This window comes from Alkalisalibacterium limincola, from assembly GCF_008017755.1.
Classification (GTDB): domain Bacteria; phylum Pseudomonadota; class Gammaproteobacteria; order Xanthomonadales; family Xanthomonadaceae; genus Alkalisalibacterium; species Alkalisalibacterium limincola.
In genome coordinates, this window is the sequence record NZ_VRTS01000001.1 from 37,392 (window position 1) to 53,906 (window position 16,515).

Below are 16,515 nucleotides of genomic sequence, written 5' to 3' on the forward strand. Positions count from 1 at the left end.
CCTGGCAGGAGAACGAGACGGTAACCGGCATCGGGAACACGGACGTGCGCGCCTTCGAGATGCAGGGGGACTCGTTGTATCTGGTTGCGTCCTTCCACACCACCAGCCACTCGCTCTACCGCAGCGACGATCTCGGTGCGTCATGGAAGTTCCTGCACTGGGACAGCGGGCCCAGCGCGTTCGATCTCGCCTTCGATCCGCGAGACACTTCGAGGCTGTGGGTGGCCACGCCGTCCGGCGTGTGGCACAGCACCGACGGTGGCGACACGCTGGAACGAGGCGACCACCGGGTGGTTCGCTCCTCGGCCGGAAAGGTTGTCTTCGACGCCTCGCGGGAGCGCTTGTGGGTTGCGATCCAGTTCTATGGCGTGTGGATGAGCGAGGACGGTGGCGAGACGTTCGAGCGCCACAGCCGAGGCCTCAACACCCTGTCGAGCGCCTCCGTTTCCATTGATCCGCGCGATCCGGCAGGGATCGCGTTGATGATTGCCCGGGAGCCCAACCGGGCCAAGTACGCGATGACCTCGCCCAACGGCGGGCTGGGTTGGCATCTGCCATTCCATCCAAGCGGTCGGACGGCCACACGCGCCATCTACGGCGACGATGGCGCGATGTACATGGCCTTCGCCAGTGGCCAGACGCTCAGTGTCTATCGGCGACCAGCCGGCACGTTCTACAACTGGCCAAGGCAGGTCCATGCGTGGGACAGCGGTGCGGCCTACACGGATGCACTCGACCTCGCCCTGGGGCGCGACCCAGGCACGTTGCTGCTGTCGGCGCGACGCTTCGATGACGAGCTCTCTCCCCGAGAACCAGGGATCCATCGTTACAATCCAAGCCATGGGGCGTGGTCCCTCGTACTGGAGGGTATGACCGACGGCAGGGGCTTCAACCAACTGGAGCGAATCGAGACCGCTACGGGCGTACGCCTGCTGGCCCACGAAACCAGCACGCTTGGCCAGGGCCACAGCCGTTTGTTCGGCAGTGACGATGACGGCCTGACCTGGAGCGGACTGCACGACGGCCTTCCGGCCTGGAATGAAGGCCTGCTCTGCCTGGGCGACGAGGGCCGGGTGAGGCTGTTGCTGGAGGAAGCCGGCGTACCCCGGCTTTACCGCAGTGAAGACGCCGGTAGCACCTGGTCGCGTAGCGCCTGGACTGCCACGGCACTGCAGGCCGCAGGCACCCCCTTCACCAGCATCCACTGCCCCGAGGACACTCAACAGGTCTTCCTAGGCGACCAGCAGGGGAATCTGTGGCAGTCGACCGATGGCGGCGACAGCTTCGATGCACTGGTTGGCGACACGGAAACCTGGGGGCCGGTGGTGCCCAACGACGTCCGGTCCTCCATCGTGGGGCTGTACGTGGCCACCAGCAGCGGCCTGTGGGTGAACACAGCGCTGGCACGCCCGAGCCAGGCGCCAACGAGCCTGGGCGTGACGATGGAGAGCGGGCGGATGCGCTCCTTGGCCAGGCTGGCCTGGGAGGGCGGCCGCTCTCGCGTGGAGATCCGGCGCAATGGCGCGAGCGTCGCCGAGGTGTCCAACACCGGCCGCTTCATCGATTCCATGCTGACACCGCTGCGCCCGCTCGAACTGCAGTGGCAGATATGCAATGCGGGCACCGAGGAGTGTTCGGACGTGGTGTCGCACTGACCTGGAAGGCCCGCCGGCCGTGCTCTTTAGTCCACGCGGGTCGCCAGGAGGCCGGGAAGGCTGCGCAGGAACCACGTCTGGGTCGGCACGGCAATGCTCTCGCGATAGAAGCTGTAGGCCAACAGGCCGTGCTCGAGGCTGAAAAAGAAGACGTTCTCAACACGAGCGTTTCGACTGGCATCAATGATGACCACGTCGAAACCAGCCCCGAGGATTTGCAGATGCGTTTGAGCGCTGGCCGCGTAGCGCCGGCCATTGAACTGCCACTCTGCGCCCACCTCGAACCCCTGCCTGGGCACCGCGAACTCCACGTCCTCGAACGCAATGCATTCCAGCGCAGGTTCCTCCGGACAGCGGCGGAGGGGCTCGACATGACTACCCGAGAAGTATTGCCCCTCCGTCTCGAATACGATGACGCCCAACTTCCCGCCCCATCCCTGACCCGGCAGACCAAAGGTATCGTAGTGGGCGCGCACTGGCGAAGCCGGCGACATGTCGCCTTCGACCCTGCCGGAGGACTCCCGGTCGGGTGCGTGCGTCAGGCCCGCCGCAGCGGGAATGTCCGCCACCAGCAACAGAGCCGAAAGAACCAGAAATCCCCAACGCGTCATAGAGCCCCCGCTTCGTCCTGTGGTCCGACACCCGAGCGCCAGGGCGCGTCAGGAGCACGCGATCAATCTAGCCTCGCCGTTCAGGGGTTCGCTGGCACCGGCTCGATGACCAGCGCACCGGCTTCCCCTTCTGCCCTGTTCTCCCTCTGGACCAATCAAAGTATCGGCCGGCTGTTCGGATCCAGACATCAATGGTCCGGCACAATCAAATTACACGACGCGCACTTCTTGCTGTAGCGATTCCGTAGGGACGCAACCAGCGCCCGCTTCGCCCCCGGGTCGCCGTGCACCACCCGGATCTCGGAAGGCCAACGGCGCATGCCGGTGACGAACTTGAGCAGGCCCTTCTGGTCGGCGTGCGCGGAATAGCCGCCGATCGTGTCCACGTTGGCGTGGATGTTGAAGCGCTCGCCGTCCAGGTCCACCCAGCCGCCCTGCCCGCGCTGCTGGATCGCGCGCCCGGGCGTGCCGCGGCCCTGGTAGCCGACGAACAGCACGTCGTGGCGGGCATCGCCCAGCATCGCCTTGAGATGGTTCACGATGCGGCCGCTGGTGCACATGCCGCTGCCGGCGATGACGATGGCCGGGCGGCCGCTGTGGGCCAGGTGGGTGACCATGCGCTGGTGGTCGGCGTGGCTGTCGACGGTGATGAGTTGCTCGAAGGCCAGCGGCCGGCGGCCCTGGCTGACCCGCTTGAGCGCCTCGACATCCCAGAACGGCTTGAGCTCGCGATAGACGCCAGTGAAGCGGCTGGCCAGCGGTGAGTCCAGCACCACGGGCAGGTTGTCCCAGGCCAGGCCGTCGCGGATCTTCGCGCCGGCGCGGCGGTGGATGATGTCCTCGAGTTCGTACAGCAGCTCCTGCGTGCGGCCGATGCTGAAGGCCGGCACCATGACCGTGCCCTGGTCCTGCAGGGCGCGCTCGAGCACCGCTTCCAGCCGCTGGCGTCGCGTGCGGCGGTCTTCGTGGTTGCGGTCGCCATAGGTCGATTCGATGACCAGCGTGTCGCAGCCGTGCGGTGCCTTTGGGGCGGCCAGGATCGGCGAGTGCGGCGCGCCGAGGTCGCCGGAGAACACGTAGCGGTGGCGGCTGCCATCGGGCGTCGGCGCGTCGACTTCCACGTAGGCCGAACCGAGGATGTGCCCGGCCGGCTTCAGCCGCACGCGCGCCATCGCCCCGCCCTCGCCCGCCACCTCGTGCCACTTGCCGTAGGGCAGCGCCACGATGCGCTGCTGCACCAGGTCGACGAAGCGTTCCACCGTGGCGGCCTGGCGCGTGAAGCTGAGCTTGAACGCGTCCTCCAGCACGATCGGCAGCAGCTTGGCCGAGGGTTCGCTGCACAGGATCGGGCCTTTAAAACCCGCCGCCAGCAGCCACGGGATGCGGCCGACATGGTCGATGTGCACGTGCGTGGCGACGAGCGCACGCAGCGTGGAAATATCGAAGTCGATCTGCAGCGCATCGGCATTCGCATCACCGCCGGGCGAGCCGTCCTCGCCCTGGAACAGGCCGCAGTCGATCAGCAGGCTGTTGCGCGCGTCGGTGTGCAGGTGGTGGGCGGAACCGGTAACGCCGCGAACGGCGCCGTGGTGTTGCAGGTGCGGGTACTGCGCGCTCATCCGTGAGCCTCCGGTGTGATTCGGAGGCAGAGGATAGCAGTCACGTAGTCGGGCGCATCGGAAAGATGCTTTTGGCCTTGGGTCAACGAGAAAGATTCAAGGTCTACGTCCCGGTTCGCGCATATCGGGCATGGGATGATCTGTTCGATCAAAAACAGGGAATTCCCACGTGCAGTCATCACTCTTTCGCAGGATCCCGACCTTTCTCGTACTTGCAGCTGGAACAGCTTTGCTGCTTGGGCCTACGCAGGCGGCGTCCGAGACCGAGAGGCGCTCGAGGTCGATCGAACAAGCAACACCGGCGGTGGAACTCCCGGTGCTTGGCGACGGTGACAGCTACAGCCCGTGGGTTTACCTGGGACCAGACTATGCCCCGGTTTCCGCGCTCGCTGTTTCACCCCAGAACCCCGAAGCTTTGCTGGCGTCGATCGATGGGCTGGATGAGATCCCGGTCGCGTACACGGCCTACCTGTCGGTAAACGACGGTGAGGAATGGACGCACACGCCGTTCCGAGCTCCGACATTGCATGTGGCCTATACGCCTCAGGGCAACCTGCTGGCGCTGGGCGTCCGAAGGGTTGAGTACAGCGAGGACGGCGGCCAGACCTGGTCGAGTCATTCGATGGATCCCATTGGCAGCTTCATGTATCACTACAGCCAGGTCGATTTCCGTGATGACGGACAAGGCGACCTGTGGATTCGGACCGGGCGTTTTCCCGAAAGCGAAGTCCTACGGGTCGCCCAGGACTTCAGTGAATGGAACGATGTCACGCCCCCGATGCCGGAGGGCTTCTACATCCATCGGATTGCAGTCTCCCATCAGGAACTGGGAACCGTTGCGGTGGCGGCCACCAGCAACTCTGGCCAACAAACCCGGGTATGGATCACCACCGACGATGGCGCCACTTGGACCATGGGTGGCAGTGGCCTGCCGCTCGGCAACGTCTCGGACTTGAAATGGCAGAACGGTCGACTGCTTCTTGCCATGGGGCCACGCTGCTGCTCCAGTCACTCCGGCCTCTTCGCAAGCAACGACGTGGGACTGACTTTTCAAGCCTTGTGGGCGGGCAGCAGTCACGCGCCTGTCAACACCGTGACCTTCGATCCCGACGATGATCGCCGCCTTTGGATCGCAACCGAGTACGAGGGAATCCACTACAGCGATGACGCCGGCCTGACCTGGGCAGCAGGCATCGGCGGCACGTTCGGACTCCAGATACGGTTGGTTCATTTCGATCCAGCCACCTCGCGACTGTGGGCGGCCCTCGGAAACGACGGGCTTTTCGTGAGTGAAGACGGTGGCGGCTCGTTCGAACGGCGCAGCGTGGGGCTCAACGCGCTGCCTGTGACGGATATCGCCTCGGTGGCCGGGGCGCCTCATCGAATGGCGATGTCGGCGGAGTCGACGACGATTGGACGCAGCCGACTGCTACTTTCGCAAGACGGTGGCGTCTCCTGGGACTTCAAGGATCACGCGTACGAACTGTGGGCAAGTCGTGTGCGGTATGACGCGTCGGGACGACTCCATGCCACCATGCATACGCTTTCGCGAAATGTGCTGATTCGACGCGAGTTGGATGGCAGTTGGTCGGAGGTTGGGTTTGAATGGCCCTCCGACGAGTTGGGGAAGGTGGTCGACGTCCACTTCGGTCAGGAGCCTGGAGTGCTCTTGTTGGCTGGCTATCGCCAATCGAACTCACAGCATCCCAGGATGCCTGCCATCTGGCGTTCGGGTGACGATGGTCTGCGCTGGGAGGCCGTTCTCGAAGGTGATTCCGAATCAGTCCAGATCGATCACCTGGTGAAGCTTTCGTACCCGCGGTTTACTCGATTCATCGCGCTTGAGAGGTCGAACAGGCCCCTCTCCCCCACCGGGCGGATTGTGTTGAGCAATGACGACGGACGCACTTGGGATGAACCCGCCGCTGGACCTCCGCCGTTCGTGCACGGAGCCCTGTGTCAAACCGAAGACAATGAGCTCTATCTGATTGCCGACGTTTCCCAGACAACCAAGCTGTTCAGCAGTTCCGACGGCGGAGTGAGCTGGGTGACCACTGGGTGGAGCCATCCGAATTCGTGGCAGGACGGAGGCCCCTACACTGCTTTGCAATGCGGCGGAGAGCCCGGGTCGATCGTAGTCGGGAATCGACTTGGTGAGATGCTGCGCTCACTCGATGCTGGCGAGACGTTCCAACCATTTAATCAGGGGCTTGGATTGGTTGGCGATCAGGTGAACGCGTTGAGGACCACGGAAGCGGGGCTTTACGCAGCAACGGTCAACGGGCTCTGGTTCAACCCAGATGTGCGGTCGGGGCCTGAAAAGCCACGAATGCTTGAAGCAACGACTCTCCGTTCGCACATGAGATCGCGTGTCGAACTGGCATGGATCGGCGGAGCCAGTTCGGTGGACATTTGGAAGGATGGCGCACGCGTTGCCACCGTAGAAAACGCTGGACAGTTCCGAACGACTTTGCTCAATCTTGGCGGTAGTGGAACGTCGGCCTGGACTGTGTGCAACGCCGGTCGCCAGTCCTGCTCCTCGACAGTGACCCACTAGCGTACCCGGGCGCTGACGGTATGGCTCAAGCCCTGTTGAGCCTGACCGGTCGCGACGCGCAGGGCGCGCCCGCGACCGGTACTCCCGCTGGTGCCTTGGTGCTGACACTGCGCCCTCGGCCAATGCCGTGGTACGCCAACCCGGCGGCCTCGACCTCCCACGGCTCGAACACGTTGCGCCCGTCGAAGATGACGCGATCGGAGAGCGCAGCGTGCAGGTGGTCGAGCCGCGGGCGCCAGAACTGCTTCCACTCGGTGACCAGCGCGAGAGCGTTGGCGCCCTCCAGGGCGTCGGCGGCGCTGTTGCACACCTCCACCTGCGGCTCGTCGGCAAACAGGGTCCGTGCGTGGTCGCCGGCCTGGGGATCGTAGGCGCGCACACGCGCACCTGCGGCCACCAGGCGCTCGATCAGCACCCGGCTGGGCGCCTCGCGCATGTCGTCGGTGTTGGGCTTGAACGCCAGCCCCCACAGCGCAAAGGTTCGCCCGGCGAGTGCGCCGTCGTAGTGGCGCTGGATGTGCTGGAACAGGCGCGACTTCTGCCGCCGGTTCACGCCGTCCACCGCCGCCAGCAGGTCGGGCGCGTAGCCGTTGCTGCGTGCCATGTGTGCCAGCGCCTTGACGTCCTTCGGGAAGCACGAGCCGCCGTAGCCCATGCCCGGGTAGATGAACTGGTAGCCGATGCGCGGGTCGGAGCCGATGCCGCGGCGCACCGCCTCGACATCCGCCCCCATGCGCTCGGCGATGTTCGCCACCTCGTTCATGAAACTGATCTTCGTGGCCAGCATCGCGTTGGCGGCGTACTTGGTCAGTTCGGCCGAGCGCTCGTCCATGACCAGGATGCGCTCGTGCTTGTGGTTGAACGGCGCGTACAGGCGCTTTAGCGCCGCGGCGGCCAGGCCGCTGCGGGTGCCGAGGATGATGCGGTCGGGCTTCATGCAGTCGGCCACCGCAGCGCCCTCCTTCAGGAACTCCGGGTTCGACACCACCTCCACGTCGAACACCAACCCGCGCTGGCGCAGGTGGAAGTGGATGACTTCACGCACGCGATCGGCGGTGCCCACCGGCACGGTCGACTTGTTCACCACGATCACCGGGTGCGTGACCTGCTGGCCAATCGTGCGCGCCACGTCCAGCACGTGGCCCAGGTCGGCACTGCCGTCCTCGTTGGGCGGAGTGCCGACGGCGATGAAGACGATGCCGGCGCCTTGCAGCGCCGCGGGGGCGTCGGTGGTGAAGGCCAGCCGCCCCTCGCGCAGGTTGCGCGCCACCATCGGCGCCAGGCACGGCTCGTGGATCGGGATCTCGCCGCGGCACAGGCCCTCGACCTTTTGCGCATCCACGTCGACGCAGGTGACGTGGTGCCCCACCTCGGCCAGGCACGTGCCAGTGACCAGGCCCACGTAGCCGGTTCCAAACAGGGTGACGCCGCTGTGCTGGTCCATGGTGCGCTCGCATCGCAACGCGGGGGTGCGTTGACTGCTTACGCTAGGCGCTGTTCGGGACGCTTCGATTACGACTGGACGACGCTCTCGTGACAGTGGGCTGCCAGACGGGATGTCAGCCCCGCCAGGCTGCGGATGTCCTGGTCGTTGTGCGCCAGCACGCGCTTGAGGTCGGTGGCATCCGGGGGTGAGTCCGGGCGTGCGGTGCGGGCCCGCAGGTAGCGCAGCCACACGCCGGGGGCTTCGCTGCCGGGCAGGTCGTCCTCGCGCACCACGCCCAGCAGGCGGTGCTCGGCGGTGGCCAGGCGGCAGTTCGGCCAGACACTGCGGTACATGCGCCGGGTGGGGTGCAGCAGGTCCAGGTGCAGCAGTTCCGGCAACGGGCTGCGACGCCGCGCCAGGCGGTACCGGGTGTTGAGCAGCGGGGCGTCGTAGCTCTTGCCGTTGTAGCTGACCAGTACTGTTTCCGGGGTGATCCAGCTGGCGAACACGTCCAGCATCGTGCGCTCGGCTGACAGCGCTGTAATCATCAGCTGCCGCATCCGCAGCCGGCCATCCGCCAGCCAGTCGCCGGCGCCGATCATGAAGGCGCGGGTGCCGGTGCCGCCGGCCAGGCCGGTGGTTTCGGTGTCGAAGTGCAGCAACTGCGAAGGCGCCAGTTCGGCTGGACCGATCCAGCGCGGGCCCGCGAACGTGGTGTCGATGGCCTCGGGTGGCGCCGGCCAGGCGTAGGTGCGCTCGACCAGGTGGAGGCCGGGGCTGAGCTCGATGCCGGGCAGGACCGGATCGATGCGTCTCGCGCGGCAGATGCCGACCCCGGCTGCACTGCCTGTGGACGACGCCGAACCCGGCGCTGGCGGCACCCTGCCCTGGGCGTCTGCCCGGCCGACCGGCGTGCGCTCGCGCTGTGCGATCAGCCTGCGCAGCGCATCGATATCGACCAGCCCGTTGGGGCGGCCCACGACGCCGCCCGATACGCCCTCGGCGCCGGCGGATCCATGGCCACTCGTGCCTGCCGAGGGCTCGCGTCGACCAGCCGTTGGGCCCAACGACTGCGCGACGGACCGATCCCCGCCTCCGGCCTGCCGGCTCAGCCGACGTAGCTTTTCCGCCAGCATGCTCAGGCGCCCAGCAGTGCGAGCACGCGCGCGGCCAGCGCCTTCGGGGCGTCGGCGGCATCGCGCCCCTCCTCCACCGCCAGCACCGGGCCGACACAGGCCGGGCAGCCACCGCGGCAGTCGCACTGCTCGACCAGTTCGCGGCCGCGCTGCAGCAGTTCGGCGCGGCGCACGTACAGCGGCTCGCTCAGGCCGATGCCGCCAGGGTAGTTGTCGTACAGGTAGATGGTCGGCTTGAAGCTGTCCATCGCGTCGGGGACGCCGGGCTGGCCGTCGGTGCCGCGCAGCTGGCCGCGGCCGCCGGCATCGCCGCTGGCGAACCAGGCGCCGTCGCTGCTGCCGACCGCCTTCTGCAGGTCGCGCGCCTCGGCCATCACCGACACCGTGGCCACCAGGTGCAGCGCGTGCGCGGCGGCCAGGAAGCCGTCCAGCGCCTGCTGGCGGCTGGCGAAGGCGCCCTCCAGCACGTCCTGCGGCAGCTGCCACCACAGCGAGGTGGTATGCAACTCCTGGTCGGGCAGGTTCACCGGACCATATCCAATGTTTTCATGGGTATAGAAGCGAATCTTCTTGTAACCACTCACCCGCCGTACCACATGCACCTCGCCGTGCCGGGCGCTGCCCTGGCCGGCATTGGTGCCGTCGAACTGCTCGAGCACCTTGAGCTTGGTGTAGTCGATCGCGTCGGTGTAGTAGTCCACGTGCGTGCGGGTGACGAAGGCCTTGCGCCCGGTCCAGTCCAGCCGCTCCACCTGGTAGGGGGTGGACTGGATCATGTGGATGGCGCCCTCGTACAAGGTGAGTGCGGCAGCGGAGTAGTCCACCTCGGCGATGATCTGCTGGCGGCCGTCGCTGCGGTCGACCACGACGAAGTTGCCGTCGGCCACGCTGCGCAGGTTCACCGCGTTGGCCGGGTAGCTGTCGGCGATCCATTCCCAGCGCCCGCCCTCGCCGTGCAGCACGCCGCTTTCAGCCAGCACTTCCAGGAACGGGGCGCTGTCGATCGGGCCGAAGCGCTCGCCTTCCAGGAACGGCAGCTCGAACGCGGCGCAGCGGATGTGGTCGAGCAGCACCAGCGGCTGGTCCGGGGCGATGCGGGCGTGTTCGGGGCTGGCCGCTTCGAAGAATTCGGGATGGCGGACCAGGTACTGGTCCAGCGGCGCGCTGGACGCCACCATGACACCGAGGCTGGGCTGCTGCCGGCGGCCGGCGCGGCCGAAGCGCTGCCAGGTGGCCGCCACCGAGCCGGGGTAGCCGTTGAGGATGACGACATCGAGCGCGCCGATGTCCACGCCCAGTTCCAGCGCCGAGGTGGAGACGATGCCATCGACGTCGCCGGCACGCATGGTCTTCTCGACCGCGCGGCGCTCGGTGGGCAGGTAGCCGCCGCGGTAGGCGCGGATGCGCGGTGGCTTGCGGGGGTCGGAATCGAACACGTCCTTGAGGTACTTGGTCAGCACCTCGACCATCGTGCGGCTCTGGGCGAACACCAGGGTCTTGAGCCCGGCACGGATGGCCAGACGGGCGATGCGGTTGGACTGCGAGCGCGCCGAGGCGCGCAGGCCCAGGTCGGGGTTCACCACCGGCGGGTTCCACAGCAGCACGTGCTTGTCGCCGCTGGGCGCGCCGGATTCGGTGATGGCATGCACGTCGGCCTCGATCAGCGCCTGGGCGTGTTCGCGCGGGTTGCCGATGGTGGCCGAGCACAGGATGAATTGCGGGTTGGCGCCGTAGAACGCGCACACGCGCTTCAGGCGCCGCAGCACATTGGTGAGGTGCGAGCCGAACACGCCGCGGTAGCTGTGGATCTCGTCGATGACGATGTATTTCAGGGTCTCGAAGAACTGCGCCCACTTGGTGTGGTGCGGCAGGATGGCCTGGTGGAGCATGTCCGGGTTCGACACCACGATGTCGCCGTGCAGGCGAATGGCCTGGCGCGCGTCGCCCGGGGTGTCGCCGTCGAAGGTGAAGGCCTTGAGGCCCAGGTTGCCGGCACGCGAGAGCTCCAGCAACTCCGACACCTGGTCCTGCGCCAGCGCCTTGGTGGGGAACAGGTACAGCGCCTTGCCGCGGTCGCGCATGGCCGCGGTGGCCACCGGCAGCGTGTAGCACAGCGTCTTGCCCGAGGCGGTCGGGGTGACGACGACCACGTGCTTGCCCTCGGCCACCGCCTGCCAGGCCTCGGCCTGGTGGCTGTAGAGCTGGCCGACCCCGCGGCTGGCCAGCGCCCGCGCCAGCGGGGTGGGCAAGTCGGTGGGCAGCGGGGCCATGCGCCCCTCGCGGCCGGGCACGGTGATCACGCCGGTGATGCGGTCGTGGTACTTGCGCTGAAGCTTCGTGGCCAGCGCCTGGCCGTCGAGCCGCGCCGGCAGCGCGTGGGCACCGGGCACCGGCCAGGCCGGGGTGGTGGCGGGCGGGACGGTGGCCGGGGGATGGATCGTGGGGGCAGGCGCGGCCATGCGGGCTCCGGAGCAAGGGCGGAAGCGCAGCGTGGCCCGCGGGGGTCTCACCAAGTGAGACGCCCGCCGCCCTGCCGCCCCCGGTGCACCTGTCCGCCACCCGAACAGCGCGACGGGGTGGCCCGGCCCTCGCCGTATACTGGAAGGCCCACCCGCCACGGAGGCACCATGGGCAAGCCCGTGATCTACCACAACCCGCGCTGCTCGAAATCGCGCGAGGCACTGGCGCTGCTGGAAGCCGAGGGCGTGGAGCTGGAGGTGGTGAAGTACCTGGAGTCGCCGCCGGATTCCGCCACGCTGCGCACGCTGCTCAAGAAGCTGGGCGTGGGCCCGCGCGACCTGATGCGCACGAAGGAGCCGGAGTACCGCGACCTGGGACTCGACAACGAATCGCTGTCGGAAGCCGCGCTGGTGGCGGCGATGGTGGCGCACCCGAAGCTGATCGAGCGGCCGGTGTTCGTCAACGGCGAGCGCGCCGTGATCGGCCGGCCGCCGGAGAAGGTGCTGGAGATCCTCTAGCACTGCTGCGCCGATGCCACCACGAAAAACGCACCCCGAAGGGTGCGCTTTCGATCACCTGGGTGTTCCCGCGCGGACGCGGGACGCCACTCAGTAGACGAGGTCGATGCTGACGCGGCCGTGGCCGGTGCGCACCGCTGCTTCGGTGGTGCCCTGCGGGTCGATGTTGAACGAGCCGCCACCACCGCCGCCGCCGCGGTCGGAGCGACCGCCGCCACCGCCGGAGTAGCCACCGCCGCCGGCTCCGCCGCAACCACCGCCACCGCCACCGCCGCCGAAGCCGCCCTGGCCCTGCGTGCGGTGGTAGCAACCACGCCCACCCACGCCGCCGGCAAGGAAGGACTTGCCACCAGCCGTGCGCATGCCGTTGGCATCCAGGCCGGTGTAGCCCTGTCCGCCGGTCACGTCATGGCAGGCCCACGAGGTGCGCGTACCGTACTGGCCGTCGCCGCTGAAGCCACCGCCGGCACCGCCGGGGAACTGGTCGGTCATCGCCGCACCACCAGACCCGTCGCTGCCACCGGCACCGCCATCAAGCGTTGGGCTGAAGGCCCGGCCGATCAGGCCGCTGGTGCCGGCCGACCCGCCGGAGCCGCGCGAGAACTGCGAGGAGTCCGTGCCGCAGCCGCCGTGCGAACCACCGCCACCGGCAACGAACAGGGGCTCGCCGTTGAGCACCACGAAGCTGCCGCCACCGGCGCCGGCCTCGGTGATGCTGCCCAGCCAGCCCGACTGGCCGACCAGGATCTCGACCACGTCGCCGGCTTCCAGCACCACTTCGCCACTGACCCGCGCGCCGAGGCCACCGGCGGCGATGACGCTGCCCATGTAGCCACCCTGGGCGCCTTCGGCCTGGATGCGGTAGGTGCCGGTGTGCGGCACCGTCCAGCGCTGGATGCCACCGACCACTTCCACCTCGCCTTCCAGGTCGGTGTCGGTGTAGGCGGCATCGCAGGCCGCCTGCGTGGGGCCGAAGCGCCCCGTGGTGCCGCAACTGGCGAAGGCCAGCGGCTGCGTCCAGCCCGGTGCGTGGCACAGGTTGCCCGTGGACTGCACTTCCTCGGGGTCCAGCACGCCGTTGCCGTTGAGGTCGATGCCGGCAGCCACCGCGGTGCCACCGAGCTTGCAGGTGGTGCCGGCCGGGATGACCGAGTGGGCCAGCAGCGGCACGCCCGCGTCGGCACCGGCCGGACCCTGCGGGCCCTGCGGGCCTTGCGGACCGGCCTCGCCGGGAGCGCCGGCCGCGCCGGCCGGACCCTTCGGGCCCGCCTCACCTGCCGCACCCTCTGCGCCCGGTGCACCGGCCACGCCGGCTTCACCCTGCGCACCCATGGCACCCGCCACGCCGCGCTCGCCGGCGATGCCGATGTCGCCAGCCGCACCGTCGACACCGGCCGCGCCCTGCGCACCGATTTCGCCCTGCGCGCCCTGCGGGCCCTGGGCACCGGTTTCACCGGCCTCGCCCTGCGGACCCACCGGACCTGCGGCACCGACCGGACCCTGGGGGCCCTGCGGTCCCTGCGGACCCTGCGGACCCACCGGACCGGGTGCACCGATGCTCATCGGCAACTGGCTGGTGGCCAGGCCGGACTGGGTCGCCACTTCGATGACGTAGTCACCTTCCGACGGCAGGCCACCGGGGAAGCGGCACTGGATCTGCGCTTCACCGGCCACCAGCGTGCCTGCATCGCACAGGCCGTCCAGGTCGATCCAGCCATCGACGCTGCCCAGGCGGACCTGGATGTCGCCGGCGTAGTCGCCCAGCCCGCTGGCGAACACCACCAGCGTGTCGTACTCGTGCAGCGCCACCGCGCCCCGGACCTGCGGATCGGCAGCCAGCGCCAGCCCCGGCGCCGCCAGGGCCAGTGCGCAGGCCAGGCCCAGCGAGGCCCTCGTCATTGACGTCTTCATGTTGGGGGTCCTCATCACAGGCTGGCCGGACGACCGCCGCACAGCACGACGTTCTGGTCGACCTCGGCCGCGTCGAGGACGCCGTCACCGTCGGCATCGCGACCGGACAGGAAGCGCAGTCCGCCCTGCGGACACGTGGAGCCGGCTGCGACCTGCTCCATGCGCACCAGCGAGCTGCGACCGGCGGAACCCGCCGCGCCCATCGGCCCGATGGGGCCCTGCGCACCCGGAGCACCCTGCGGGCCGGTGTCGCCCTGCGGACCGACCGGACCCTGCGGGCCTTGCGCGCCCTGCGGACCCTGCGCGCCGGCCGGGCCCTGCGGACCCTGCGGGCCGGCCGGACCGGTCTCGCCCTGCGGGCCCATCGGGCCTTCCGGCCCCATCGGGCCTTCCGGGCCCTGCGGACCCGTCGCGCCCAGCGTCAGGCTGTGGTTGAGTTCCAGGCCATTGCGCAGGTTCGCGATGCGCAGCAGGTAGGTGCCGGCGGCCGGCAGCCCCTCGGGGAACGCGCACAGCACTTCCGTCTGCTCCCCGGTTCCGTTGAAGCGGCACTTGCCGGTGATGTCACCCGGCCCGCCGTCGGCGCCCAGCCATACCCGGGTGTGCATGCGCGAGGCGTTCAGGCCCTCGGCCAGGATGACCAGCGCATTGTCGTCGTGCAGCGTGGTGACCCCGATGATGCTGGGGGACTCGGCGGCGGAGGCGGCACCCGCGAACAGACCGGCGCAGGCAATGAAGAGCGGACGGAGCAGAAACGATCGCGACACGGGAACCCCCTACGGCGTTGAAGTTCCACAGACCAAGGCAATTTACGTGCCAGTCAGCATCGCCATTGGGGAACTATTCACATCGAGGGGTTTTTCTGCCTCCCTTCCTGCCCTGCAAGTCTGCGAGCCACGTCACGCTTTTCAAATTCAGGTCAATAAATGACGTGAACTGCCCCAGACTTTTTCGCATTCACCCCGCGCCGCCGTCTCCCGCCGGATCGAGACCACCCCGTCCGGGGCGGTGAAGGCCTCCGCCCGCGCATGCCGCCAGTAGCGGTCGAAGACCTCGTGGCGGGTCTGCCTCTCGCGCCCGTCCAGCAGCTCGCCGGGCTGCAGCCGCGGGTACAGCCGGGCCAGCGAATGCACCTCGGTCTGCGACACCCGGCGGATGATGTGCTCCGGCGCCAGGTCGTCCGGGTGGGCCACGCCGGCGGCCTGCAGCAGCTGGCGCAGCGCCTCCATCGTGTTGCGGTGGTAGTGCTGCACCCGGGCGGACTTGTCGGTGACCACCAGCGAACGCTGGCGGGTGGGGTCCTGGGTGGCCACGCCGGTGGGGCAATGGTCGGTGTGGCACGAGCGCGACTGGATGCAGCCCAGCGCGAACATGAAGCCACGCGCGGAGTTGCACCAGTCCGCACCGATGGCCAGCGTGCGCGCGATGTCGAAGGCGGTGATGACCTTGCCGGCCGCGCCGATGCGGATCCTGCCGCGCAGGTCCAGCCCCACCAGCGTGTTGTGCACCAGCATCAGGCCTTCCTTGAGCGGCACGCCGACGTGGTCGCTGAACTCCAGCGGCGACGCCCCGGTGCCGCCCTCGCCGCCGTCGACGACGATGAAGTCCGGCTCGATGCCGGTCTGCACCATGGCCTTGGCGATGGCCAGCCACTCCCAGGGGTGGCCGATGGCCAGCTTGAAGCCGGTGGGCTTGTCGCCCGAGAGACGGCGCAGGCGGTCGATGAACTCCAGCAGGCCGATCGGGGTGTCGAACTCCCCGTGCCAGGCCGGGGAATAGACGTCCTCGCCCACCGGCACGCCGCGTGCCTGCGCAATCTCTTCGGTCACCTTCGCGCCCGGCAGCATGCCGCCCTGCCCCGGCTTGGCCCCCTGGCTGAGCTTGAGCTCGATCATCTTCACCTGCGGTTCGCAGGCGTTCTCGCGGAAGCGCTCCTCGTTGAAGCTGCCATCGTCGTTGCGGCAGCCGAAGTAGCCGGTGCCGATCTCCCAGACCAGGTCGCCGCCGTGCTCGCGGTGGAAGCGCGATATCGAGCCCTCGCCGGTGTCGTGGTAGAACCCGCCACGCTTCGCGCCGGCGTTCAGGGCCAGGATGGCGTTCGCCGACAGCGAACCGAAGCTCATCGCGGAGATGTTGAACACGCTGGCGTCGTAGGGCTGGGCGCGGCCGGCGCCGATGGTGATGCGGAAGTCGCGCGACTCGATGCGGGTCGGCGCCATGGAATGGTTGATCCATTCGTAGTCGTCGCCGTACACGTCGCGGTCGGTGCCGAAGGCGCGTGTCTGCAACTCGTCCTTGGCGCGCTGGTAGACGATGGCGCGCTGGTGGCGCGAGAACGGCACCTCGTCGTGGTCGTCCTCGATGAAGTACTGGCGCATCTCCGGGCGGATGGCCTCCATCAGGTAGCGCGCATGCCCGATCAGCGGATAGTTGCGCAGCACCGAGCGGTGCGCCTGGGCCAGATCGCGGGCGCCGACCAGCAGGCCCAGGCCCCCGGCCACGACCAGCACCCAGCCCCAGGCCCCGGCGGTGCCGGCGGTGGTGAGCAGCCATAGGCCGCCGCCCAGCATGCCGCCGCGATCAACAGGCCCGCGTTGCGGATGATGAATCCTCGCAATGTCC

The 16,515-nt window shown here is 68.3% G+C and carries 11 protein-coding genes; 3 read left to right on the forward strand and 8 right to left on the reverse strand.

Going from position 1 to position 16,515, the window contains the following annotated elements; translation table 11 throughout:
• Positions 1 to 44: 44 nt before the first annotated feature.
• Positions 45 to 1,655 (forward strand): beta propeller repeat protein, encoded by a 1,611-nt coding sequence (locus FU658_RS00170; RefSeq protein ID WP_147890264.1) that lies wholly within the window; start codon positions 45 to 47, stop codon positions 1,653 to 1,655.
• A 26-nt stretch (positions 1,656 to 1,681) separates the two neighbouring features.
• Here the strand turns inward: FU658_RS00170 and FU658_RS00175 are convergent, their stop codons facing one another.
• Complete coding sequence (locus FU658_RS00175) at positions 1,682 to 2,266, reverse strand: hypothetical protein (RefSeq protein ID WP_147890265.1); 585 nt, start codon at positions 2,264 to 2,266, stop codon at positions 1,682 to 1,684.
• Positions 2,267 to 2,454: 188 nt separating this feature from the next.
• Positions 2,455 to 3,885, reverse strand: coding sequence for an MBL fold metallo-hydrolase RNA specificity domain-containing protein (locus FU658_RS00180; protein WP_147890266.1), 1,431 nt, complete (start codon positions 3,883 to 3,885; stop codon positions 2,455 to 2,457).
• A gap of 304 nt (positions 3,886 to 4,189) precedes the next feature.
• On the opposite strand from FU658_RS00180, the gene FU658_RS00185 reads away from it, so the two are divergent.
• Positions 4,190 to 6,442 (forward strand): YCF48-related protein, encoded by a 2,253-nt coding sequence (locus FU658_RS00185; protein WP_222708319.1) that lies wholly within the window; start codon positions 4,190 to 4,192, stop codon positions 6,440 to 6,442.
• Positions 6,443 to 6,467: 25 nt separating this feature from the next.
• Here FU658_RS00185 and FU658_RS00190 read toward each other — a convergent pair whose 3' ends face one another.
• The 3 genes from FU658_RS00190 to FU658_RS00200 form a co-directional block, all read right to left on the reverse strand.
• Positions 6,468 to 7,886, reverse strand: coding sequence for a UDP-glucose dehydrogenase family protein (locus tag FU658_RS00190; protein ID WP_147890268.1), 1,419 nt, complete (start codon positions 7,884 to 7,886; stop codon positions 6,468 to 6,470).
• 68 nt (positions 7,887 to 7,954) lie between these two features.
• Positions 7,955 to 8,848: a ribonuclease H-like domain-containing protein gene (locus FU658_RS00195; protein WP_255505331.1), complete on the reverse strand. Its 894-nt coding sequence runs from the start codon at positions 8,846 to 8,848 to the stop codon at positions 7,955 to 7,957.
• Between the two features lie 158 nt (positions 8,849 to 9,006).
• Complete coding sequence (locus FU658_RS00200) at positions 9,007 to 11,463, reverse strand: DEAD/DEAH box helicase (RefSeq protein ID WP_147890270.1); 2,457 nt, start codon at positions 11,461 to 11,463, stop codon at positions 9,007 to 9,009.
• 168 nt (positions 11,464 to 11,631) lie between these two features.
• Between FU658_RS00200 and arsC the strand changes: the two genes are divergently transcribed.
• On the forward strand, positions 11,632 to 11,982 hold the full coding sequence (arsC, locus tag FU658_RS00205) for an arsenate reductase (glutaredoxin) (protein ID WP_147890271.1): 351 nt from the start codon (positions 11,632 to 11,634) through the stop codon (positions 11,980 to 11,982).
• Positions 11,983 to 12,072: 90 nt separating this feature from the next.
• Here arsC and FU658_RS14200 read toward each other — a convergent pair whose 3' ends face one another.
• From FU658_RS14200 to FU658_RS00220, 3 genes are all read right to left on the reverse strand, one after another.
• Positions 12,073 to 13,893: a DUF7151 family protein gene (locus tag FU658_RS14200; protein ID WP_187265832.1), complete on the reverse strand. Its 1,821-nt coding sequence runs from the start codon at positions 13,891 to 13,893 to the stop codon at positions 12,073 to 12,075.
• A gap of 14 nt (positions 13,894 to 13,907) precedes the next feature.
• The gene (locus FU658_RS00215) at positions 13,908 to 14,660 is read right to left on the reverse strand and encodes a collagen-like protein (protein ID WP_222708320.1); all 753 of its coding nucleotides are present in this window, start codon (positions 14,658 to 14,660) and stop codon (positions 13,908 to 13,910) included.
• Between the two features lie 147 nt (positions 14,661 to 14,807).
• Complete coding sequence (locus FU658_RS00220) at positions 14,808 to 16,463, reverse strand: FMN-binding glutamate synthase family protein (protein WP_147890272.1); 1,656 nt, start codon at positions 16,461 to 16,463, stop codon at positions 14,808 to 14,810.
• Positions 16,464 to 16,515: the final 52 nt, after the last annotated feature.